The sequence below is a fragment of the Methylococcus sp. ANG genome (assembly GCF_040730495.1).
Taxonomy (GTDB): Bacteria; Pseudomonadota; Gammaproteobacteria; order Methylococcales; family Methylococcaceae; genus Methylococcus.
Genome location: NZ_CP160399.1, coordinates 354,799 through 377,684 on the forward strand (window position 1 = coordinate 354,799; position 22,886 = coordinate 377,684).

The 22,886-nt window shown below is 64.9% G+C and carries 19 protein-coding genes; 13 read left to right on the forward strand and 6 right to left on the reverse strand.

Annotation, left to right across the window (positions count from 1 at the left end; genetic code table 11):
* The 3 genes from clpA to ABZN20_RS01700 form a co-directional block, all read right to left on the reverse strand.
* Entirely contained in the window at window positions 1–2,271 is a 2,271-nt protein-coding gene (clpA, locus tag ABZN20_RS01690; protein ID WP_367026584.1) for an ATP-dependent Clp protease ATP-binding subunit ClpA, read from the reverse strand.
* A 29-nt stretch (window positions 2,272–2,300) separates the two neighbouring features.
* Entirely contained in the window at window positions 2,301–2,621 is a 321-nt protein-coding gene (clpS, locus tag ABZN20_RS01695; protein WP_218806411.1) for an ATP-dependent Clp protease adapter ClpS, read from the reverse strand.
* A gap of 83 nt (window positions 2,622–2,704) precedes the next feature.
* A complete protein-coding gene (locus ABZN20_RS01700) occupies window positions 2,705–3,454 on the reverse strand; it encodes an elongation factor-1 alpha (protein WP_367026585.1) in 750 nt (249 codons plus the stop codon).
* Between the two features lie 109 nt (window positions 3,455–3,563).
* On the opposite strand from ABZN20_RS01700, the gene ABZN20_RS01705 reads away from it, so the two are divergent.
* The 8 genes from ABZN20_RS01705 to ABZN20_RS01740 are packed head-to-tail and all read left to right on the forward strand — an operon-like array spanning window position 3,564 to window position 10,918.
* A complete protein-coding gene (locus tag ABZN20_RS01705) occupies window positions 3,564–4,040 on the forward strand; it encodes an NUDIX hydrolase (RefSeq protein ID WP_367026586.1) in 477 nt (158 codons plus the stop codon).
* 7 nt (window positions 4,041–4,047) lie between these two features.
* Entirely contained in the window at window positions 4,048–5,163 is a 1,116-nt protein-coding gene (mnmA, locus tag ABZN20_RS01710) for a tRNA 2-thiouridine(34) synthase MnmA (protein ID WP_367026587.1), read from the forward strand.
* Between the two features lie 21 nt (window positions 5,164–5,184).
* Window positions 5,185–6,546 (forward strand): adenylosuccinate lyase, encoded by a 1,362-nt coding sequence (purB, locus tag ABZN20_RS01715; RefSeq protein ID WP_367026588.1) that lies wholly within the window; start codon window positions 5,185–5,187, stop codon window positions 6,544–6,546.
* A 4-nt stretch (window positions 6,547–6,550) separates the two neighbouring features.
* Window positions 6,551–7,177 (forward strand): outer membrane lipoprotein chaperone LolA, encoded by a 627-nt coding sequence (gene lolA, locus ABZN20_RS01720; RefSeq protein ID WP_367026589.1) that lies wholly within the window; start codon window positions 6,551–6,553, stop codon window positions 7,175–7,177.
* 6 nt (window positions 7,178–7,183) lie between these two features.
* Window positions 7,184–8,491: a replication-associated recombination protein A gene (locus tag ABZN20_RS01725; RefSeq protein WP_367026590.1), complete on the forward strand. Its 1,308-nt coding sequence runs from the start codon at window positions 7,184–7,186 to the stop codon at window positions 8,489–8,491.
* Window positions 8,488–9,483 carry a biotin--[acetyl-CoA-carboxylase] ligase gene (locus ABZN20_RS01730; protein ID WP_367026591.1) on the forward strand — a complete coding sequence of 332 codons (996 nt, stop codon included), beginning with the start codon at window positions 8,488–8,490 and terminating at the stop codon, window positions 9,481–9,483. Before ABZN20_RS01725 ends, ABZN20_RS01730 begins: the two co-directional genes overlap by 4 nt.
* Window positions 9,480–10,220 (forward strand): type III pantothenate kinase, encoded by a 741-nt coding sequence (locus tag ABZN20_RS01735; RefSeq protein ID WP_367026592.1) that lies wholly within the window; start codon window positions 9,480–9,482, stop codon window positions 10,218–10,220. The genes ABZN20_RS01730 and ABZN20_RS01735 overlap by 4 nt, the downstream gene beginning before the upstream one ends.
* Window positions 10,217–10,918 carry a hypothetical protein gene (locus ABZN20_RS01740; RefSeq protein WP_367026593.1) on the forward strand — a complete coding sequence of 234 codons (702 nt, stop codon included), beginning with the start codon at window positions 10,217–10,219 and terminating at the stop codon, window positions 10,916–10,918. The genes ABZN20_RS01735 and ABZN20_RS01740 overlap by 4 nt, the downstream gene beginning before the upstream one ends.
* On the opposite strand, the gene ABZN20_RS01745 is transcribed toward ABZN20_RS01740, so the two are convergent.
* Window positions 10,915–11,889, reverse strand: coding sequence for a COX15/CtaA family protein (locus tag ABZN20_RS01745; RefSeq protein ID WP_218806421.1), 975 nt, complete (start codon window positions 11,887–11,889; stop codon window positions 10,915–10,917). The genes ABZN20_RS01740 and ABZN20_RS01745 overlap by 4 nt on opposite strands.
* A gap of 202 nt (window positions 11,890–12,091) precedes the next feature.
* On the opposite strand from ABZN20_RS01745, the gene ABZN20_RS01750 reads away from it, so the two are divergent.
* Both ABZN20_RS01750 and aspS read left to right on the forward strand, forming a co-directional pair.
* Window positions 12,092–12,370 (forward strand): FmdB family zinc ribbon protein, encoded by a 279-nt coding sequence (locus tag ABZN20_RS01750; RefSeq protein ID WP_218806422.1) that lies wholly within the window; start codon window positions 12,092–12,094, stop codon window positions 12,368–12,370.
* 74 nt (window positions 12,371–12,444) lie between these two features.
* Complete coding sequence (aspS, locus tag ABZN20_RS01755) at window positions 12,445–14,244, forward strand: aspartate--tRNA ligase (protein WP_367026594.1); 1,800 nt, start codon at window positions 12,445–12,447, stop codon at window positions 14,242–14,244.
* A 292-nt stretch (window positions 14,245–14,536) separates the two neighbouring features.
* On the opposite strand, the gene ABZN20_RS01760 is transcribed toward aspS, so the two are convergent.
* On the reverse strand, window positions 14,537–15,124 hold the full coding sequence (locus ABZN20_RS01760) for a TetR/AcrR family transcriptional regulator (RefSeq protein WP_367026595.1): 588 nt from the start codon (window positions 15,122–15,124) through the stop codon (window positions 14,537–14,539).
* A 141-nt stretch (window positions 15,125–15,265) separates the two neighbouring features.
* Here ABZN20_RS01760 and ABZN20_RS01765 point away from each other — a divergent pair, with 141 nt between their 5' ends.
* Window positions 15,266–15,643 (forward strand): DsrE family protein, encoded by a 378-nt coding sequence (locus tag ABZN20_RS01765; RefSeq protein WP_218806425.1) that lies wholly within the window; start codon window positions 15,266–15,268, stop codon window positions 15,641–15,643.
* A gap of 237 nt (window positions 15,644–15,880) precedes the next feature.
* Here the strand turns inward: ABZN20_RS01765 and ABZN20_RS01770 are convergent, their stop codons facing one another.
* On the reverse strand, window positions 15,881–17,074 hold the full coding sequence (locus tag ABZN20_RS01770) for an ammonium transporter (protein WP_218806426.1): 1,194 nt from the start codon (window positions 17,072–17,074) through the stop codon (window positions 15,881–15,883).
* Between the two features lie 177 nt (window positions 17,075–17,251).
* Between ABZN20_RS01770 and ABZN20_RS01775 the strand changes: the two genes are divergently transcribed.
* Window positions 17,252–21,496: a DEAD/DEAH box helicase gene (locus tag ABZN20_RS01775; RefSeq protein WP_423246425.1), complete on the forward strand. Its 4,245-nt coding sequence runs from the start codon at window positions 17,252–17,254 to the stop codon at window positions 21,494–21,496.
* A 29-nt stretch (window positions 21,497–21,525) separates the two neighbouring features.
* On the forward strand, window positions 21,526–22,878 hold the full coding sequence (locus ABZN20_RS01780) for a GH1 family beta-glucosidase (RefSeq protein ID WP_367026597.1): 1,353 nt from the start codon (window positions 21,526–21,528) through the stop codon (window positions 22,876–22,878).
* Window positions 22,879–22,886 lie beyond the last annotated feature (8 nt).

The following is a 22,886-nucleotide window of genomic DNA, read 5'->3' on the forward strand; positions in this document are numbered from 1 at the left end:
TCACACGGGCTCGGCGGCTTTCTGGCGCGTTTCGTAGGTAAATGTCAGCCTGTCCGGCGAAGCGCCGACGCGCACCGTACCTCCATGCGCAAGGCGGCCGAACAGGATTTCTTCGGCCAGCGGCTTCTTGATGTTTTCCTGAATCACGCGGGCCATCGGACGCGCGCCCATTTTCGGGTCGAAGCCGTGCTCGGCCAGCCACGCCCGTCCGTCCGGCTCGATTACCAGGGCTACCTGCTTCTCGGCCAACTGGGCTTCGAGTTCGAAGATAAATTTGTCCACCACATGCCCGATCGTTTCCGTGCTGAGGGGGTTGAACTGGATGATCGCATCGAGGCGGTTCCTGAACTCGGGCGAGAATATCCGCTCGATCGCTTTCAGGCTGTCCGTGGAGTGGTCTTGCGGGGTGAAGCCTATCGACGGACGGGCACCCTCGAAGGCGCCCGCATTGGTCGTCATGACCAGGATGATGTTGCGGAAATCGGCCTTGCGTCCGTTGTTGTCGGTCAGCGTACCGTGATCCATCACCTGCAGGAGCAGGTTGAAGACGTCCGGGTGCGCTTTTTCGATCTCGTCGAGCAACAGCACGGCGTGCGGATGCTTGCTGATGGCTTCGGTCAGGAGACCGCCCTGGTCGAATCCGACATAGCCCGGCGGCGCCCCGATCAGGCGTGATACGGTATGCCGCTCCATGTATTCCGACATGTCGAAGCGGATCAGCTCGACGCCGAGCATGTGGGAGAGCTGGCGTGTCACTTCCGTCTTGCCTACGCCGGTGGGGCCGGCAAACAGGAATGAGCCTATGGGCTTTTGCCCATCGCGCAGACCGGCGCGGGACAGTTTGATCGCCGACGACAGCGCGGAGATGGCCTCATCCTGGCCGAAGACCAGCATCTTGAGGTTGGATTCCAGGTCGCGCAATTTTTCCTTGTCGTTGGCCGACACCGTCTTGGCGGGAATCCGCGCGATCTTCGAAACGATGTCCTCGATATCCACCGTGCCGATGGTCTTCTTGCGGCGCGAGGGAGGCAGCAGGCGCTGGTTCGCTCCCGCTTCGTCGATGACGTCGATGGCCTTGTCGGGGAGATGGCGATCGTTGATGTACCGGTCCGACAGTTCCACCGCGGTGCGCAGCGCGGCGAGGGAGTATTTGACGTCATGGTGCTGTTCGAACCGCGTCTTCAGTCCTTTGAGGATCTGGTAGGTTTCTTCGACCGACGGTTCGGGTATATCGATTTTCTGGAAGCGGCGGGCCAGCGCACGGTCCTTCTCGAAGATGCCGCGGTATTCCTGGTAGGTCGTCGAACCGATGCAGCGCAATTCGCCCGAGGCCAGGACCGGCTTGATCAGGTTGGACGCATCCATCACCCCTCCCGAGGCGGAGCCTGCGCCGATGATGGTGTGGATCTCGTCGATGAACAGGATGGCGTTCGGCTCTTTCTTGAGCTGCGCCAGGAGCGACTTCAGACGCTTCTCGAAATCGCCGCGGTACTTGGTTCCCGCCACCAGACTGCCGAGATCCAGCGAATAGATCGTGCTGCCTTTGAGCACTTCCGGTACGTCGTTTTCGACGATTTTCTTCGCCAAACCTTCGGCGATGGCTGTCTTGCCCACCCCGGCTTCGCCGACGAACAGCGGATTGTTCTTCCTTCTGCGGCATAGTACCTGGACGGTACGCTCCAGTTCGTCTTTGCGGCCGATGAGGGGATCGATTTTCCCGCGCCGGGCGGATTCGTTGAGATTGGTGGCGAATTTTTCGAGCGGGTTGGCGCTGCCTCCGCTTTCGGCGTCTTCGGATTCGGGTGCGGCGCCCCTCGATGCGCCGTCAGCCTCGTCCCGCACCTTGGAGATGCCGTGAGAAATGAAGTTCACGACGTCGAGGCGGGTGATGTCCTGCTTGTGCAGCAGATAGACGGCGTGCGAGTCCTGTTCGCTGAAGATGGCGACCAGGACGTTCGCCCCGGTGACCTCCTTCTTCCCGGACGATTGCACGTGGAAGGCCGCGCGTTGGAGTACCCGCTGGAATCCCAGCGTGGGTTGGGTATCGCGCTTGACGCCGGCCGGTATCAGCGGCGTGGTTTCATCCAGGAATTCGCTCAGTTCGGTCCGGAGCAGGTCGAGATTGCCGCCGCAGGCACGCAGGACTTCGATGGCGGCGCCGTTGTCGAGCATGGCCAGCAGCAAGTGCTCCACGGTGATGAATTCATGGCGTTTCTCGTATGCGGTACGGAAGGCCGAATTCAGTGATTGTTCGAGTTCTTTGCTCAACATAGTGGAACCTGCTCGAGACTGGTGAAAAATTAAGCTTCTTCCATGGTACAGAGGAGAGGATGCTGGTTCTGGCGCGCATGGGCATTCACCTGCTGCACCTTGGTTTCCGCCACGTCCTTGGAAAAGACCCCGCACACCCCTACGCCCCGCGTGTGAACATGCAGCATCACCTGCGTCGCTTTCTCTTCGTTCATGCCGAAAAACAGCATCAGCACCTGAACGACGAATTCCATCGGAGTGAAATCATCATTCAACAGCATGACTTTGTACAGCGGTGGACGCTTGACCTTGGGTTGGGCCTCTTGAAGGGCCAAACCGTCGCCGGAGCCGTGATCCGATTCCTGAGACATCTGTCCGTCGATCCCACGAAAAAATTGTTGCCTTTGCTACGAATATGGGCCGCGATTTCCCGAGATCAAGCCAGCGGCCGGTGTCAGCACCGCCTGAGCGCGTCACGCTGGTCCAAATAGGGCAGTTGCCGCGGCAGGATCCACATTTCGTACATCGAGACCACCCACATGAACACGAAAGCCATGGCGAGGCCGCCGCCGCCCATGACGACGAGAAGGGCGAAATGGCGGTCGAGTTTCGTAAGCCACCAGGAGGCGATGTCCAGCAGCAGGAAAACATACGGCATGAGGATGGCCGAGCACTTGAGCTTACAGGGTACTCCGGAAGCCAGAGCGAAAATCATGCCGACGAACATGAAAATGAAAGCGATACCGAACATGTGAATGTGCGACACCCGCGTCAACGACGAAAACGTCGCGCCTTCGTCCGACTGCGCCCGCGCCTTGATGTTCTCGTAGCGGGTGAAATCCGGCAATCCGCTGTCGGCGTTGTGGCAAGCGGTGCAATGCGCTTCGAACAGCGGCCTGATCTGCCTGGCGTAGGCGTTTTCATCGGCGCCGTCCCGAACCCATTGGATGATCTGGAACCGCGCCTCGTCCGGCGCATTGGCCTTCATCGAACCGTTGAGCTTGGCCTCCAGCACCGAGCCCGAGCGGTTGCCGTAATAGCTGTAGACGATATCCTCGATCGACAGTCCGAACTTGCCGTCGGCCATGCCATGCGTAAACAAGATCTGCACCATGGCCAAGCCGTAGCCGATTGCGACGACGATCAAATAACCGGAAAATAACAACTTGACCGATGTGCCCAAGTTGCTCAAGTTCAGCGGCATTCCCGCGGCTCCCACGAATCATCACGAACTTTGCAGGCGAATCCTGCGTCTTAACGGTTTAATAACACACGCGAATTGACAACTCAATTCGCTTCCAATTGAAAACAGTATGCAAAATTTGGAAACCCCGTCGGACGGCCGTCCTCGGGTCACGGTAGCCGCCGTCATCGAACGGCACGGCCGTTTTCTATGCGTGGAGGAGCGCGCCGGCGCATCCCCCGAACTCGTCATTAACCAGCCGGCGGGCCATGTCGAAGCGGCGGAGTCGGTGGTCGAGGCGGCGGTCCGCGAGACCCTGGAAGAGACCGGCTGGCGTCTGGTACCAGAGGCCGTGACCGGTATCTATTTGTGGCGTCATCCGGAATCCGGCAGGAGCTTCCTGCGCATCGCCATCACCGGCCGGGCCGATGCCCCCATGGGCGAGGTTCGGCTGGACGAAGGTATCGAGCGGGCGCTCTGGCTGAGCCGGGACGAGCTGCTGCGCGAACGAAGCCGCCACCGCAGCCCGCTGGTGCTGCATACGGTGGAGGACTACCTCCGGGGCGAGCGCCATCCGCTCAGCCTCCTGAAACACATGCTCGGCTGAGGCGGACATGAAACCGCATGTGATCGTCGGCATGTCGGGCGGGGTGGATTCTTCCGTCAGCGCCTTGCTGCTGCTCCGGCAGGGTTACCGTGTCAGCGGCCTGTTCATGAAGAACTGGGAGGAGGACGACGGCACCGAGTACTGCACGGCCGTGCAGGATTTCGCCGACGCCAGGCAGGTGTGCGAGCGTTTGGGAATCGAGCTGCACGCGGTGAATTTCGCCGCCGAATACTGGGACGACGTGTTCGAGGTGTTCTTGAACGAATACCGGGCCGGCCGGACGCCGAACCCCGACATCCTCTGCAACAAGCAGATCAAGTTCAAGGCCTTCCTCGACTATGCCGGAGACCTGGGCGCCGACCTCATCGCCATGGGGCATTATGCCCGCGTGGCGGAGGAGGACGGCCGGTTCCGGCTCCTCAAGGGCTGCGACGCCGGCAAGGATCAGAGCTATTTCCTGTACACGCTGCAGCAGGAACAGCTCGCCCGCACCCTGTTTCCGCTGGGCGAGCTGAACAAGACCGAGGTGCGTGCGCTGGCCACACAGGCCGGTTTTGCCAACGATGCCAAGAAGGACAGCACCGGCATCTGTTTCATCGGCGAACGGCGATTCAAGGACTTCCTGGAGCGTTATCTGCCGGCCCAGCCCGGGGAGATCCGCACGCCGGAAGGCGCCTTGCTCGGCCGGCACGACGGTCTGATGTACTACACCCTGGGCCAGCGTTCCGGGCTCGGCATCGGCGGCACCAGGGAGGGCGGACAGGCGCCCTGGTATGTGTTGGACAAGGACCTGGCGAACAACGCGCTGGTGGTGGGGCAGGGCCACGATCATCCGCTGCTCTTCAGGGATGGACTCGAGGCCGGCCGGCTCGACTGGGTCGACGGCGTCGGCCCCGCCGCCGGCGAGGTGCTGCGCTGCGCCGCCAAGACCCGCTACCGCCAGAGCGACCAGGACTGCCGTATCCGCCTGGTCGGCGAAGACCGCCTGGAAGTCGTGTTCGACCGGCCCCTGCGCGCCGTCACTCCCGGCCAGTCGGTCGTGTTTTACCAGGGTGATCGCTGCCTCGGCGGCGGCGTCATCGACCTGACCTTCAACACGGCTTCGAAGGCCGAAGCCGCGTAGACCCAAGACATAAGGAAAACCATGAATTCCATCAAGGCATTATCGCCGGTAGACGGGCGTTACGCCGACAAGGCCGACGCCCTCCGCAACACCTTCAGCGAATACGGGCTCATCCGGTTCCGGGTCCTGGTCGAGCTGCGCTGGCTGGAGGCGCTGGCGGACGAGCCCGCGATCGCCGAGGTTCCCGCTTTGAGCGGCGAGGCGCGCGATCGCCTGAACCGGATCGTGAACGAATTCGGCGAACAGGAGGCCGAGCGTGTCAAGACCATCGAGCGGACCACCAACCACGATGTCAAGGCCGTCGAATATTTCCTGAAGGAGAAGATCAAGGGCTGCGCCGAGCTGGAGCGGGTCGCCGAATTCATCCATTTCGCCTGCACCTCGGAGGACATCAACAATCTCGCCTATGGGCTGATGGTGAAGGAGGCCCGCGACACGGTCCTGCTGCCGGAGATGGACAAGCTGATCGCCGCGGTCCGGGAGCGGGCGCATGCCTATGCCGGCCAGCCGATGCTTTCGCGGACGCACGGGCAGCCGGCGACGCCCACCACGGTGGGGAAGGAGTTCGCCAACGTCGCCGCCCGCTTGGCGCGGCAGCGCGACCAAGTGGCGGCGGTGGCGCTGATGGGCAAGATCAATGGCGCGGTCGGCAACTTCAATGCCCATACGATCGCTTACCCGGAAGTCGATTGGCCCAAACTGGCGCAAGGTTTCGTCGAGTCGCTGGGGCTCGCCTGGAACCCCTACACCATCCAGATCGAGCCGCACGACTATCTGGCCGAGCTGTGCCATGCCCTCAGCCGCTTCAACACGGTGCTGATCGACTTCGACCGCGACGTCTGGGGTTACATCTCGCTGGGCTTCTTCAAGCAGAAGACCGTGGCCGGCGAAGTGGGCTCCTCCACCATGCCGCACAAGGTCAACCCGATCGATTTCGAGAATTCGGAAGGCAACCTCGGCCTCGCCAACGCGCTGTTCTCGCATTTCGCCGAGAAGCTGCCGATCTCCCGCTGGCAGCGCGACCTGACCGATTCCACAGTGCTGCGCAACCTCGGCGTGGGTTTCGCCCACGCCCTCATCGCCCTGAGTTCCACCTTGAAAGGACTGGACAAGCTGGAGCTGAATCCGCAGGTGCTGGAGGCCGATCTCGACGCCAACTGGGAAGTGCTGGCGGAGGCGATCCAGACCGTCATGCGCCGTTACGGCGTGGAGCAGCCCTACGAGAAGCTCAAGGCCTTGACCCGCGGCCAGCGGGTGGACGCGGAGGGCATGCGGGCCTTCGTCGAGACCCTGGAAATACCGGAGGAAGCGCGCCGCCGGCTGGCCGACCTGGCTCCGCGCGACTACATCGGCTACGCTGAAACCTTCGCCAAAGCCATCTGAGCCCATGTCCGCATTCCGATACCTGATCGCGCTGCCGCTGCTGTTCCTGAGCCTCGCCTCGCAGGCGGAGACCACGCCGCAGAGCCGGCTGAAGAGCTTCCTCGATTCCGCCCGCACCCTGCAGGCCGAGTTCACCCAGGTCCAGCTCGACGAAAGCGGACGGCTCAAGCAGGAGAGCAAGGGTTTCTTCTACCTGCAGCGGCCGGGCAAGTTCCGCTGGGACTACGCCAAGCCGTACCACCAGGAAATCGTCTCCAGCGGCGGCAAGGTCTGGTTCTACGACGTCGATCTGGAACAGGTCACCGCCAAGAAGCTCGGCCAGGCCGTGGGTTCCACCCCGGCGCTGCTGCTGAGCGGCGAAATGGCGCTGGAGGACAATTTCACCATCGAGGACCAGGGCGCCGACGAGGGCATGTTCTGGATCAAACTGGTGCCCAAGTCGGAAGAGGGCGGATTCCGGTATGTACTGATCGGGCTCGAGGGCGACAAGCTGGCCGGCATGGAGCTGAGCGACAACTTCGGCCAGTTGACCCGCATCTATTTCTCCAACCTGCGTACCGGAATCGTGCTCGATCCCAAGCTGTTCCAGTTCAGTCCGCCGGCCGGGGTGGACGTGTTCGAGGACAAGTAGCCTCCGGTGTTCGCAGATCTCTCCCAGCCGCTGGCCGACCGGCTGCGCCCCCGGACGCTCGACGAGTACATCGGCCAGACCCATCTCATCAAGCCGGGCCGGCCGCTGTACGAGTCGATCCGGCGCGGCCGCATCCACTCGATGATTTTCTGGGGGCCGCCTGGCACCGGCAAGACCACCCTGGCGCGGCTGGTCGCCCGCCATGCCGACGCCGAGTTCCTGTCGGTCTCGGCGGTGCTGTCGGGGGTGAAGGAAATCCGCGAAGCCTTGGCGCAGGCGGCGAAATTCAAAGCCGCCGGGCGCAGCGCCATCCTGTTCGTCGACGAGGTGCACCGTTTCAACAAGTCGCAGCAGGACGCGTTCCTGGCCCATGTCGAGGACGGCACGGTCAGCTTCATCGGCGCCACCACCGAAAATCCCTCCTTCGAGGTCAACAGCGCCTTGCTGTCTCGGGCACGGGTCTATGTGCTGAAGGCGCTGACCGAGGCCGATTTGCTGGGCGTCATCGAACGCGCGTTGTCGGATTCGGAGCGCGGCCTGGGCCGGCACGGCCTGGACATGACCGAGCCGGTGCGCATGGCCTACGTTCGCGCCGCCGACGGCGACGCCCGGCGCTTGCTGAACCTGCTGGAGATCACGGCGGACCTGCTGGACGAGGGCCAGACCGCGGTGAGCGAGGAGATTGCTCACCAGGTCCTGTCGTCCGGAACCACGCGCCGCTTCGACAAGCAGGGGGAGGAGTTCTACAACCAGATTTCCGCCCTGCACAAATCGGTGCGCGGCAGTTCGCCCGATGCCGCCTTGTATTGGCTCTGCCGGATGCTGGACGGCGGCTGCGATCCGCTCTATCTGGCCCGGCGCCTGGTGCGGATCGCCTCGGAGGACATCGGCAACGCCGACCCCAAGGCGCTGGAGCTGTGCCTGAACGCCTGGAACGCCCAGGAACGCCTGGGCAGCCCGGAAGGCGAACTGGCCTTGGCGCAGGCCGTGGCCTATCTGGCCGTCGCCCCCAAGAGCAACGCGGTCTACGAGGCCTACAAGGCCGCCCGCGCCGACGCCGCCCAGTCGGGCAGCCTGCCGGTGCCCCTGCATCTGCGCAACGCGCCGACCGGGCTGATGAAGAGCCTGGATTACGGCAAGGAATACCGCTACGCGCACGACTATCCCGATGCCTACGTGCCGGGCGAAAACTATTTCCCCGACGAGCTGGGGACTCGGGAGTACTACCGGCCGGTCAACCGCGGCATGGAGATCAAGATCGCCGAGAAGCTCGAACGCCTCAAGACCCTCGACAAGGAAGCAGGCAAGCGGTGAGCGCTGCCGACGGCTTTTCCCCTGCTTCCCGAAACCTGCTGGCGCTGCTGGCGGACGGCGGTTTCCATTCCGGCGCGGCCATCGCGGCGAGCACCGGTTGCAGCCGTGCCGGCATTTGGAAGCGCATCGAGGAATTGCGCGCCCTGGGGGTGGAAGTACACGCCGTTCCCGGCACGGGCTACCGCCTGGCGCATCCGCTGGAGCTGCTGGACGGAGAAACGATCGCGGGCGCGCTGACCGGCGCGGCCGTGGAAACCATCGGCGGCATCGAAATTTACGCGCAGCTCGATTCCACCAACAGCCATCTGATGCGCCGAGCCGTCGAGGGCGCCCCCACCGGTACCGTCTGCCTGGCCGAGCGGCAGACCGCGGGCAAGGGGCGGATCGGCCGGGACTGGGTGTCGCCGCTGTCCGGCAACGTCTATCTCTCGCTGCTGTGGCGGTTCGGCAGGGCCGGGTTTTCCGGGCTCAGCCTCGCAGTGGGCGTGGCCGTCGTACAGGCCTTGCGGGCACAGGGCATCGCCGATTCCGCGCTCAAATGGCCGAACGACATCCTGTGGTCGCGTCGGAAACTCGGCGGCATCTTGATCGAGGTCACGGGCGAGGACAACGGCCAGTACGCCGTGGTCATCGGTATCGGCATCAACGTGAACTTGCCGGAACGGCATGCCGGTGCCATCGATCAGGACTGGGTCGATCTGGCGCGAATTCCGGGGGGCTCAGGCGTATCGCGCAATCGGCTGATCGCCGGAATGCTCAACGAATTGGCGCCGATGCTGGCGGATTACGAGTCCACGGGACTCGCGCCTTATCTCGACGAATGGCGCAGCTACCACGGCTTCGACGGCGCGCAGGCCAGCGTGCAGCAGGGCGACTGGGTACGGACGGGGCGGATCGTCGGCGTCTCGGCGGAAGGACTGCTGATGCTGGCGTGCGAGGACGGCAAAGTGCGCGAATTCGCATCCGGCGACGTGCGGGTGAGGCCGCTGTGAAGCTGCTGATCGACGTCGGCAACTCGCGGGTGAAATGGGCTCGGTCCGAGCCGGGACGGTACGCATTTGGCGGGGCCTTTGCCACGGATGTGTTCAGCCTGGCGGACGCGTGCGAACGCCAGATGGCGGCGCTGCCGCGGCCGGAGGCCGTGCTGGTATCCAACGTCGCCGGCGCAAGGGCGGGCGAGACGCTCGCGGATTGGGTGTCGGCCCGCTGGGCCGTGCCGGTCCGTTTCGTACGCAGCGAGGCTTCGGCCCTGGGAGTCGTCAACGCTTACGCGAACCCGGCCCAATTGGGTGTCGACCGCTGGCTCGGCCTGATAGGAGCCTGGCGGATACACCGCGAATCCTGCTGCATCGTCAGCGCCGGCACCGCCTTGACCGTCGACTTGCTGGACGCGGAGGGCAGGCACCGGGGCGGTGTGATCGGCCCCGGTCTGGCGATGATGCGTGCCGCCCTCGCGTCCCTGGAGGCTTTGGGGGGGGCGGCGGAAAGCTGGGACGGCTTTTTCTGCAACAGCACCGGACCCGCGCTGTCCAGCGGCATTCTCCATTCCGCCGTGGGTTTGATACGGGAGTCCCTGGGCCGGGCGGCGGCGCTCCTGGGAGCCGAGCCCGCACTGGTGCTGACCGGCGGCGATGCCGAGACGCTCCGCCCTCACATCGAGGCTCCGGTCCGGCTGGTGCCTCACCTCGTCCTTGAAGGCTTGCACGCCTTAGCAGAGCGATCGACATGAGACTCCTTTTCTATTTTCTCCTCGTCGCCAATGTGGCTTTCTTCTTTTGGAGCCTGGGGCATCGGGATACCAGGCGGCACGTCGATATCAAGGCCGTGGAGGCGCCTGGAAGGCTTCTGCTGCGCTCGGAGGTCGCAGACACCCATGGCGGAATCCCGAGTCCGCCGGTCGGCACGCCGCCGCCGGCCGGGGCCGACACGGGCCTGCTCGTCGGCAACGGTACCTGCCATCGTCTCGGGCCGTTCGCCGAGACGGCCGAAGCCCGGAAGGTGCTCGCGCTCGTCAAGGAGTGGATCGACAAGGCGAGTGTGACCAGCGAGTCTTCGGAGTCCCTGGACGGCTACTGGCTGCTCTATCCCAAGGCAGAGAACATGGACGAGGCCAAGGGCAACCGCAAGATGCTGATGGACAAAGGCATCAAGGACGTCTGGCTGATCGACAAGGGCGACATGGCCGGCATGATTTCGCTCGGCATTTTCAAGACCCGGGAGGAGGCCGAAACCGAGTTGGTCCGTTTGTCCAAACTCAACGTGCGGGCGCAGATCCGGCCCCGGATCACGCAGTCTGAAACGGCCTGGATACAGTTCGCCTGGGACAAGTCCCCGCTGGAGCTGGACGAGGTGATGATCCAACTGCGCGGCGAGAATCCGGAGGTGTCGGTGCCGCCGCTCAAGCCCTGCCCGCCGCGCAAGCCTTAACGGCCGGCGTAACGGCCGGCGACGAAAAGGAAGAACTGGGTGCCGAAGATCAGGTTCGCCAGCACCAGGTGCAGCGGCTGGGCGATGGCCGGGAAGCCGAGCCGGTCCAGCGTGACGCCGGCGGCGATGGCGGCGGCGACGAGGCCAGCCAAGGCCATTCCGAAGCGGGCGTAGAGCGAGCCCGCCGGCAAAGCCTTGACCATCTTCCAGGCCAGCCACAGGTTGACGCCGAGAATCAGGGCGGAGAAGGACCGGTGGACGTAGAAGATGAGCGGGAGGTTCTCGCGCCACAGGCCGCGGTCCGTCGAGGCGGCCGTGGCCATGACGTCCACCGACTCGCGGATCTGGGTGCCCATGGCGATCTGCAGGAGGGTCATGCCCATGGCGGCCATCAGGACCGCGCGGAAGCGCGGGGGCAGGCCGGACAGGTCCAGGGCCTCGAAATAGCTGCGCTGTGAACGTGTGACCGCGTAGATCAGTAGGCAGACGATGGCGAAGGCCATCAGCATGTGGGCCGTGATCATGACGGGGCGCAGATTGCTGGCTACCACCGCGGAGCCCAGCCAGCCCTGGAAGCCCACCGCCAGGAACACCGCCAGCGCAAGCCAGGTCACGGCCCGGTCGGTCTTCCAGAAGGCGAGGGAGCGGTACAGCGTGGCGATGATCAGCAGGCCGATACTGACGCCTACAAGTCGGTTGACGTATTCGGTCCAGGTCTTGACCGGGTTGAAACGGGTGTCGGCATAGCCGCGCTCGGCATAGATCTCGTGGTAATTGGCCGGGAGCTGGGACTCGTCGGTCGGCGGCACCAGCCGGCCGAAGCAGGTCGGCCAGTCCGGGCAGCCCATGCCGGCGCCTGAGGCTCTGACGATGCCACCCACCATGATCAAAAAATAGACTGCGGCGATGGTGATGATGCCGATGCGGGCGAAACGGGTAGTAACCGCGGCGGAGGCGGCGGTGGTTTGCATGATGCGATCTCGAAGTCGTTGTCCCTCTCCCTTTGAGAGAGGGCTGGGGTGAGGGAAGAGGCCGGGCGAATCATAGCACCGGAGCGGTGCGGCGGTAATCGGACCGGCCCTGGATACGGAAATTGCGTCCGTCCGGCCTTGATAAAGAATTCGGGCGTTCATATATGCGCCTTTGGTCCTTAAACAAACCGAGGAGTTTCCGATGCCGATTTATGAATACCAGTGCAAATCCTGCGGCCACAGCCTGGAGGCCATGCAGAAGATCGCCGATGCGCCGTTGACGGACTGCCCCGCCTGCGGCAAGCCGGAACTGACCAAGCAGGTTTCCGCCGCCGGTTTCCGGCTCAAGGGCGGCGGCTGGTACGAAACCGACTTCAAGGGCAGCAAGGACAAGAAAAAGAATCTGGCCGGCGATGCCAAGCCGAAATCGGAGAGCAAGCCGGCGGACAGCGCCGCTTCCTCCGGCAAACCTGCGGCCTAGGATCGGCTTGCGCTGGCTCGAAGCCAGCGCGTAACATTCGAAGTTTTTCTCAGTCGATCAACAGAGTTCGAACTATGCGCAGTCACCGTTGCGGGGAAGTGAGCGAGAGCCTTCTGGGCCAGGAAGTCGGATTGTGCGGTTGGGTGCACCGCCGGCGCGACCACGGGGGAGTGATTTTCATCGATCTCCGGGACCGGGAAGGGCTGGTGCAGGTCGTGTTCGATCCGGATTACCAGGAGCCCTTCAAGCTCGCCGAGACCGTCCGCAGCGAGTACGTCATCCGTGTAACGGGCAAGGTCCGCAGCCGCCCCGAGGGGACCGAGAACCCGAACCTCAGGAGCGGCAAGGTCGAGGTGCTGGCCACTTCGCTGGAAATCCTCAATCGTTCGGAAACCCCGCCGTTCCCCATCGAAGGCGACATCGAGGTGAACGAGGAGATGCGGCTGCGCTACCGCTACATCGACCTGCGCCGGCCGGTCATGCAGCAGCGCATGCGCCTGCGCCGGGACATCACCCGCTTCCTGCGCAATTTCCTGGATCATCACGGCTTCTACGAGATCGAGACGCCGTTCCTGACCAAGGCTACGCCGGAAGGCGCGCGCGACTACCTCGTGCCCAGCCGCACCCATCCGCATTCGTTCTTCGCCCTGCCGCAGTCGCCGCAGCTCTACAAACAACTGCTGATGATCTCCGGCATGGACCGCTATTACCAGGTCGTGCGCTGCTTCCGCGACGAGGATCTCCGCGCCGACCGCCAGCCGGAATTCACCCAGCTCGACATCGAGACCTCGTTCATGAACGAGGACCAGATCATGACCCTCATGGAGGCCATGATCCGCGATCTGTTCCGGGAAACCCTGAGCGAGGAACTGCCGGATCCCTTCCCGCGCATGACCTACGCCGAAGCCATGCGCCGGTTCGCTTCCGACAAGCCGGATCTGCGCATCCCGCTGGAACTGGTGGACATCGCCGATCTCATGACCGGGGTGGAGTTCAAGGTATTCGCCGGGCCCGCCGCGGACCCCGAAGGCCGCGTGGTGGCGCTCAAGGTGCCGGGCGGCGGCGACATCTCGCGCAAGGACATCGACGACCTGACCCGTTTCGTCGGCATCTACGGCGCCAAGGGCCTGGCCTATGTCAAGGTGAACGACCTCGGCGCCGGGCTGGAAGGCCTGCAATCGCCGATCCTCAAGTTCATGCCGGAAGCCACGATCCGCGACATCCTGGAGCGCACCGAGGCCCGGACCGGCGACCTGATCTTCTTCGGCGCCGACAAGGCGTGCATCGTCAACGAGTCCATGGGCGCGTTGAGGGTCAAGCTGGGACAGGACCGCGGCCTGGTCGAGGCGGGCTGGCGGCCGCTGTGGGTCACCGATTTCCCCATGTTCGAGTGGGACGAGAAATCCAGCCGCTGGGTCGCCCTGCATCATCCGTTCACCGCACCCAACTGCAGCGAGGAAGCGCTCAAGCAGAACCCCGGTCAGGCCCTGTCCCGCGCCTACGACATGGTGCTCAACGGCACCGAGATCGGCGGCGGCTCGGTGCGTATCCACCGCACCGAGATGCAGCAGACCGTGTTCAACCTGCTCGGCATCGGCGACGAGGAAGCGCAGCAGAAGTTCGGCTTCCTGCTCAACGCCTTGCGCTACGGCTGCCCGCCCCACGGCGGCCTGGCCTTCGGCCTGGACCGCCTGGTGATGCTGATGTCCGGTGCCTCTTCCATCCGCGAAGTGATGGCCTTCCCCAAGACCCAGTCGGCCTGGTGCCCGCTGATCGACGCCCCGGCCCAGGTCAACGACGCTCAGTTGCACGAGCTCGGCATCCGGCTGCGGAAGAATCCGGCGGCGGAAGGCGGCAACGCGCCTTCCGCGTGAGGGCGCACTCCGAGGAGTGTAAGGGTCTGTCTTGAAAAAGAAAATGGAGGATCGTAGGGCGGATAAGCGGCAGCGCATCCGCCAAATTCAGCTTCGCTGCTCTCCGAGTCGGCTCCGCCGCTCTTCGAGTCAGCTTCGCTGCTCTTCGAGTTGGCGCGGAGGTGGATGCGCTACGCTTATCCACCCTACCTGAGCGGAGAATTTTCCTGATTTCAACTGATTAATTTTGCTTGAATAGATTCTTCAAGACAGGTTCTAAATATCCCTCGATATACCCGATTCAGGCGGGTCCCTAGGACGCGCGGCTGGTCCCGTGAGAAGCCAGTAATTCCCGCTCCAGATTGGCAAGGCAGTTCTGGAACGGGCGGGTCGTACCCATCCCGCGGGAGACCACCAGGCTGCCTTGCAAAAGCGCTATGGCGCGTTCGGCGCGGAAGCGCGCGGTATCCTCATCGAATCCGGCATCGGTGAGGACGGCGGAAAGCGCTTCGATCCAGGCCTCGAACGCATGCTTGATCAGGCTTGAAAACGGCCCGTGGTCCGCACGCGGCGAAGACAGCATGTTCAGCAGACAGGCCTGCCGGCCGCCGGAATAGAACGCATCGACGCTGCGGATCATGGCCTGGATCCGCGCTTCCGGCGCTCCCCCCGACTTGAGCGGCGCGAGGATATGCTCGCTCAGCCACGCTTCCGCACGAGCCATCACCTCTAGCGCCATCTGTTCCTTGCCGCCGGGGAAGCGGTGGTAGAGGCTCGCCTTCTTGAGTCCCGAGGCTTTCGACAGGACGGCAAGCGAGGCGGCCTCATAGCCGACTTCGCGAAAGACATCGCTCAGCCTTTCGAGCAGTGCGGAATCCTCGATCTTAGCGGGGCGCGCCACAATATTTCTCCATGTAAAGCATTACCTTAGCACGTTACCGAACGAACGGTTAATTTGTTCTGGACAAAGGCCGCCGCGACTCATAATATACCGATCGTTCGGTAAATATGCCGAATGACATCAAAGATGAGGAGAAACACCATGTCCAAGACCGCCATCGTCGTCCTATCCGATCCGCAGTCCGGCTCCGAGGAAGCGTTGGGACGCCTCTTCAACGCGTTGTTCCTTGCCTACGAGCTGAAGGAGAAAGGCCAGGAAGTTGCCCTGATCTTTCAAGGCGCCGGCACGCGCTGGGTCAGCGAGATCGCCAAGTCCGACCACCCCGCCCATGGCCTCTACGAAGCCGTCAAGGATGTTGTCGTCGGCGTTTGCGGCGGCTGTGCCGACGTCTTCGGCGCAACCGCCGGCGCCGAAGCGACGGGCCTGCCGCTGTTACGGGAAAAGAACATCGCCGGCATTGCGGGCATCATCGACCTGTCCCGGTATCTCGACGAGGGCTACCGCCTGCTCACGTTCTGAAGGCATCCCATTGCGCCGCTCTGTGGGGCGGCGCTCAGGGTGAATCATGGAGGTCGATCTGTGGAGGCTACCCGCCGTCAATGACTCGTGGCGTCTAGGACGCGGCTGATGATGTCTCGGGTATGGCCGGATCACAGGGATGCAACGCCAAGGAGGCAAGGAGGAGACGTGGCAGGATTGACCGGCATGGGCCGTAACGGTGCCGCATACCTTTACTACGGCCCTTCCCATGGGTTGTTACCAGCCCGCTTCCTTCTCCGGGCTCGCCGAGATCTTGTGCAGCGTCAAATCCGCCCCGTCGAATTCCTCTTCCGGCGTCAGACGCAGGCCAATCAGCATTTTCACGGTACCGTAAACGGCGAAGCCTCCGGTCAGCGCGATTGCAATCCCCAGTCCCGTCCCCAGTACCTGTGCCATGAAGCCGATGCCGCCGATCCCCCCCAGGGCGCTTTGGCCGAAGATGCCGGCGGCCACGCCGCCCCAGGCGCCGCAGAGCCCGTGCAAGGGCCAGACGCCGAGCACGTCGTCGATTTTCCAGCGGTTCTGGGTCAGGGTGAACAAATAGACGAACAGGAAGCCGGCGACCGCGCCGACGACCAGGGCGCCGGCCGGGTGCATCAAATCGGAGCCGGCGCAGACGGCGACCAGTCCGGCCAGCGGGCCGTTGTGCACGAAGCCGGGGTCGTTGCGGCCGGCGAGCAGGGCGGCGAGGGTGCCGCCGACCATGGCCATGAGCGAGTTGACGGCGACCAGGCCGCTGATACCGTCGAGGTTCTGGGCCGACATGACGTTGAAGCCGAACCAGCCGACGGTGAGTATCCAGGCGCCGAGCGCGAGGAAGGGGATGCTGGACGGCGGGTGGGCGGCGATCATGCCGTCGCGGTGGTAGCGTCCGCGGCGGGGTCCGAGCAGCAGCACCGCGGCCAGGCCGATCCAGCCGCCGACGGCATGGACCACCACGGAACCGGCGAAGTCATGGAACTGCGCGCCGAAATGCGCCTGCAGCCAGCCCTGGAAGCCGAGGTTGGAATTCCAGGCGATGCCTTCGAACAGCGGGTAGACGAAGCCGACCAGCAGGAAGGTGGCGGCGAGCTGGGGATTGAACTTCGAGCGTTCTGCGATGCCGCCGGAAACGATGGCCGGGATGGCGGCGGCGAAGGTCAGCAGGAAAAAGAACTTGACCAGGCCGTAGCCATTGTCCACCGTGAGCGCCTGGGCGCCGTCGAAAAAATGGACGCCGTAGGCGAGATAATAGCCGATGAAGAAATAGGCGATGGTCGACATCGCAAAATCGCTGATTATCTTGACCAGTGCGTTGACCTGGTTCTTGCGCCGCACCGTGCCGACTTCGAGGAAGGCGAAGCCGGCATGCATGGCCAGCACCATGATGGCGCCGAGTAGTACGAAGAGTACGTCTGCACTTTTTGTCATTGTTTTCCCTAAATCGCGGTATTTCATTGGGTAACGCAACATTAGCAAATTGCGGGCCGTCACGGATGATGGCGCTATTGCCTTGTTTTGGCGCTATATGTCCAACGGTGGGGCGCAACCGGCCTGATTTGTTATGGTGCAACGTATGACGGATTCGGCACCTATTGGTGCAATAAGATGCCTATGAACGGCTTCCACCCCCTCGTCGCTTCATGGTTCGAAACCGCCATCGGCACGCCGACATCCGCGCAGCTCCGCGCCTGGGCGGCGGTGCAGGGCGGCAACGACGTGCTGGTGGCGGCGCCGACCGGTTCGGGCAAGACCCTGGCGGCGTTCCTGGCGGCGATCGACGAGCTGGTGCGGGAAGGGGAGGTGTTCGGTCTGCCGGACGAGACCCGCATCCTGTACATTTCGCCGCTCAAGGCGTTGAGCAACGACATCCACAAGAATCTGCAACTGCCGCTGGAAGGCATCCAACGGATGCTGTTCGAAGCCGGCCAGACCGCGCTGGCGATCCGTTCCCAGGTCCGCACCGGCGACACGCCGGCGGCCGAGCGCACCGCCATGACGCGGCAGCCGCCGCACGTCCTGGTGACCACGCCCGAATCGATCTACATCCTGCTGACCAGTGCCGGCGGGCGGCGGATGCTGGGTTCGGTGCGGACGGTGATCGTCGACGAAATCCACGCCGTGCTGGGCAGTAAGCGCGGTTCGCACCTGGCGCTGTCGCTGGAGCGGCTGGAACGCCTGGCCGGCCGGGGGCTCAGGCGGATCGGCTTGTCCGCCACCCAGCGCCCGGTCGAGGAGGTCGCGCGTTTCCTCACCGGCGGGCGCGGCGGCTGCGTGATCGTTGACGAGGGCCACCGGCGGCGGCTGGACCTGGACATCGAGCTGCCGGATTTCCCGCTGGAGGCCGTGCTGTCGAACGAGGCCGCAGGGCAGGTCTACGACCGTATGGCCGAGCTGGTGCGGCAGCACCGCACCACCCTGGTGTTCGTGAACACCCGGCGCATGGCGGAGCGCTTGGCGCGGGCGCTGGCAGAGCGAGTCGGCGAGGACAGCGTCACCTCGCATCACGGCAGCCTGTCCAAGGAGCAGCGGCTGGAAGCGGAAACCCGGCTCAAGGCCGGCGAGCTGAAGGCCCTGGTGGCGACGGCTTCGCTGGAGTTGGGCATCGACATCGGCGAAATCGACCTGGTCTGTCAGTTCGGCGCGACCGGGACCATCGCCGCCTTTCTGCAACGGGTAGGCCGTTCCGGCCATTACGCCGGCGGGCTGCCGAAAGGCAGGTTATTCCCGACCAGCCGCGACGACCTGGTCGACTGCATCGCGCTGGTCGATGCGCTGCGGCAGGACGAACTCGACCGCATTCCGATCCCGGCCCAGCCGCTGGACGTGCTGGCGCAGCAGATCGTCGCCATGGTGGCCTGCGAGGAATGGGGCGAGTACGAACTCTACGCCGCCGTGCGCGGCGCCTATCCGTACCGGAATCTCGAGCGCGAGGACTTCGATGCGCTGCTCGCCATGCTGGCCGACGGCTACAGCACCCGCCGCGGCATCCGCGGCGCCTATTTGCACCGCGACCGCATCCACGGCCGGCTGCGGCCCCGCAAGGGCGCGCTGCTGACCGCGGTCACCTGCGGCGGCGCGATCCCCGACAACGCCGAATACCGGGTGATCGTCGAGCCCAGCGGGGAGGTCGTCGGCAGCGTGGACGAGGATTTCGCCATCGAAAGCATGTCGGGCGACGTATTCCAGCTCGGTAACACCAGTTGGCGCGTGCTGCGGCTGGAGGGCGGGGCGCTGCGGGTGGAGGACGCCGCCGGCATCCCGCCGAGCATTCCGTTCTGGTTCGGCGAGGCGCCGGGGCGCTCCCACGAGCTGTCGCTGGCGGTGTCGCGCCTGCGGGCGCGGATCGGGGACAGCCTGGAGCGATCGGCGCCGGAAAAAGTCGCCGCGGGACTGTCCGCCGAACTGGCGCTGGCGCCGGGGCCGGTGGAACAGGCGGTCCATTACCTCGCCGCCGCCAAGGCGGTGCTGGGTGCGCTGCCGACCTTCGACACGGTGGTGTTCGAGCGCTTCTTCGACGAATCCGGCGGCATGCAGTTCATCATCCACGCCCCCTTCGGCAGCCGGGTCAACCGCGCCTGGGGGCTGGCGCTGCGCAAGCGCTTCTGCCGCACCTTCAACTTCGAGCTGCAGGCCGCGGCGACCGAGAACGCACTGATCCTGTCGCTCGGCGTGGCGCAGAGCTTCGCGCTGGAGGAAGTCAAACAGTTCCTGAGCGTCGACACCGTTCGGACCATCCTGGTCCAGGCGCTGCTGGATGCGCCGATGTTCAAAGTGCGCTGGCGCTGGAACGCGGTGTGCGCCCTGGCGCTCAAGCGCTTCCAGGGCGGCGGCAAGACCTCGCCCTATTTGCTGCGGATGCAGGCGGAAGATTTGGTGACCTGCGTGTTCCCGGACCAGCTCGCCTGTTTCGAAAACATCGTCGGCGACCGCGAGGTTCCCGACCATCCCCTGGTCAACCAGACCGTGCACGATTGCCTGACCGAGGCCATGGACCTGGATCGGCTGATCGAGGTGATCCGGGGCATCCGCGAGGGCTCGATCCGGGTCGAATGCCGCGACTTGACCGAGCCTTCGCCGCTGGCCGCCGAGATCGTCAATTCCAAGGTCTACACCTTCCTCGACGGCGCGCCGCTGGAGGAGCGGCGGACTCGCGCCGTATCCATGCGCCGCTGGCTGGAGCCCGCCGCCGCTTCCGATCTGGGCCAGTTGGATGGGGCGGCGATCGCCCGCGTGCTTGAGGAGATCGAGCCGCAGGGCGGAACCGCCGAAGAGGTACACGACGCGCTGAGCGTCTCCGGCTACGTCACGGTGCAGGAGGCGGCCCAAAAGGGCTGGATGCGCTTCCTGGCGGAACTCGCGGGCTCCGGCCGCGCCGCCCGCCTGCCTTGCGGCGGTGCGGGGCTGTGGCTCGCCGCCGAGCGCTGGCCGCAATTCCGGGCCATCTATCCCGGCGTTGCCACCGAGCCGGCATTGCGGCTGCCGCCGACCCTGGACGCGGAGTTCTGGGAGCCCGAGCCGGCCCTGGTCGAGATCCTGCGCGCCCGCCTCGGCGTGACCGGACCTGCGAACGTGGCGCGGCTCGCCGCCCAGACCGGGCTGGCCGCGGCGACGGTCGAGGCGGCCCTTTACGCGCTGGAAAACGAAGGCACGGTGCTGCGCGGCCATTTCACCCCCGGCGGCGGCGAGACCGAATGGTGCGAGCGCGGCATCCTGGCGCGCATCCACCGCTACACTCTCGGGCGGCTGCGGCAATCGATCGAGCCGGTCACGACGGCCGATTTCATGCGGTTTCTCTTGCACTGGCAGCATGTCCATCCGGCGGCGAAGGTCCGCGGCAAGGAGGGCCTCGCCCTGGTGCTGGATCGGCTGGAAGGCTTCCAGGCCACCGCCGCGGCTTGGGAACGGGAGCTGTTGCCGTTGCGGGTGGAGGATTACGATCCGGCCTGGCTGGACGCGCTCTGCGTCTCCGGCCGTATCCTATGGCGGCGTCTGCCCCGCGAGGGTTCGGGCGGAGGCGCGCTGCGGGTCGCGCCCTTGGTCTTGTTGCCGCGCGTGCACAACGCCCAGTGGCTGCCCGCTGCGTCTCCGGAAGTGTCGGGCACCGCGGCCCGCGTGGCCGAGAGCCTGGAACGGCGCGGCGCGCAGTTCTTCGATGAACTGGTGGCTTCGACCGGCTTGCTCAAGACGCAAGCCGAGGAAGCCCTGTCGGAACTGGCTGCGAAAGGCCGGGTCACCTCGGACAGCTTCATGGGCCTCAGGGCGCTGCTGATGCCGGAGCAGCGCAAGCGGCGCTACCGCGGCGTGACGGGGATCGAGGAGGCGGGGCGCTGGAGCCTGGCGCCGTCCGACCCGGGCGAGAACCAGGCAGACCGCACCGAGCATGCCGCCCGAGCGCTGCTGAAGCGCTACGGCGTGGTGTTCCGCAGCCTACTGGAACGCGAACCGTCGGTGCCGGCCTGGCTGGAGCTGGTCCGGGTGTACCGGCGGCTGGAGGCGCGAGGCGAAATCCGCGGCGGGCGTTTTATCGCCGGCCGCTACGGCGAGCAATTCGCCTTGCCGGAGGCGGTCGAGTCGCTGCGCAAGCTGCGCAGCCAGCCGCCCGACGGGGTGGTCGTCTCCGTCGACGGCGCCGATCCGCTCAACCTGGCCGGCACCGTGCTGCCCGGCGAGCGCATCGCCGCCAACAGCGGCAAGCGGCTGGTGCTGCGGAATGGCGTGCCGGTGGCGGTGGGAACGGCGCACGGTGTGGTGCATCTCGCCGACGAAGGCGGCCCGGTCGACCCACGACAAGCGTTGGCACGGCCGCCGGTGGCGCCCGGTTTGCGAGCCTACCTGGGCAAGCGGCGATAATTCGAAGTTTTCGACAGACAGGACGTTGCATGAGCAGATACGAGTTTCCCGAGAATTTTCTGTGGGGCGCGGCCACCTCGGCCTACCAGGTCGAAGGCTCGCCCCTGGCCGATGGCGCGGGGCCGAGCAACTGGCATCGCTTCTGCCACCAGCCGGGGCGGATCCTCAACGGTGACACCGGCGACCTCGCCTGCGACCACTACCGGCGTTTCCGGGAGGACATCGCGCTGATGAAGGAGCTAGGGCTCTCGGCCTACCGCTTCTCGATCGCCTGGAGCCGGGTGTTCCCGGAAGGGAAGGGCAGGCCCAATCCGCGCGGACTCGCCCATTACCAGTCCCTGGTCGACACGCTGCTGGCCCACGGCATCCAGCCGATGGCCACGCTCTACCACTGGGACCTGCCGGCGGCGCTGGAAGATGCCGGCGGCTGGGCGAACCGCGACAGCGCGGGCTGGTTCGCCGATTACGCCCACGCCGTCATCCGAGCGCTGGGCGACGAGATCGACTTCTGGGCGACGCTGAACGAGCCCTGGGTCGTCATGGACGCGGGCTACATGTCGGGCGTCCACCCGCCGGGCCATGTCTCGCCGAAGGAAGCGCCCTGGGTCTCGCACAACCTGCTGCGCGCCCATGCCTTGGGCGTGCAGGCCTTCAGAGCGGACGGCCAGGGCCGGATCGGCCTGGTGGTCAACCTCGAGCCCAAGTACGCCGCGACCGGCAGCCGGGAAGACCGCGCCGCCGCCGAGCGCGCCCACGCCTACATGAACCGGCAGTATCTCGACCCCGTGCTGCGCGGCACCTATCCTGAGGAGCTGGCGGAAATCTTCGGGCCGCATTGGCCCCGGTTCGAGAGCGAAGACCTGCGCCTGATCCAGGAACCCATCGATTATCTCGGCGTCAACTATTACACCCGTGCGGTGGTGAAGCACGACCCGCTGGGCGGGCCGCTCAAGGTTTCGGCCATACCCCAGCGCGGCGCCGAGCACACCGAGATGGGCTGGGAGGTTTACCCCCAAGGCCTGAAAGACATCCTGCTCTGGGTCAAGGCCCGCTACGGCGACATCCCGCTCTACATCACCGAAAACGGCGCCGCCTTCGCCGATCCGCCTCCGGCAGACGGCCGGATCGACGACCCCCGCCGCATCGCCTATTACCGCAGCCATCTGCGCGCGCTGCACGAGGCCATCGCCGAAGGCGTGGACGTCCGAGGCTATTTCGCCTGGTCGCTGCTCGACAATTTCGAATGGGCCTACGGCTATGCCAAGCGTTTCGGCCTGGTGCAGGTCGACCCAGCGAGCCAGCAGCGCAGACCCAAGGCCAGTGCCGGGTTTTACGCCGAAGTGGCTCAATCCAACGGTGCGGTGTTGGACCGGGAATATTGACAAGGGAG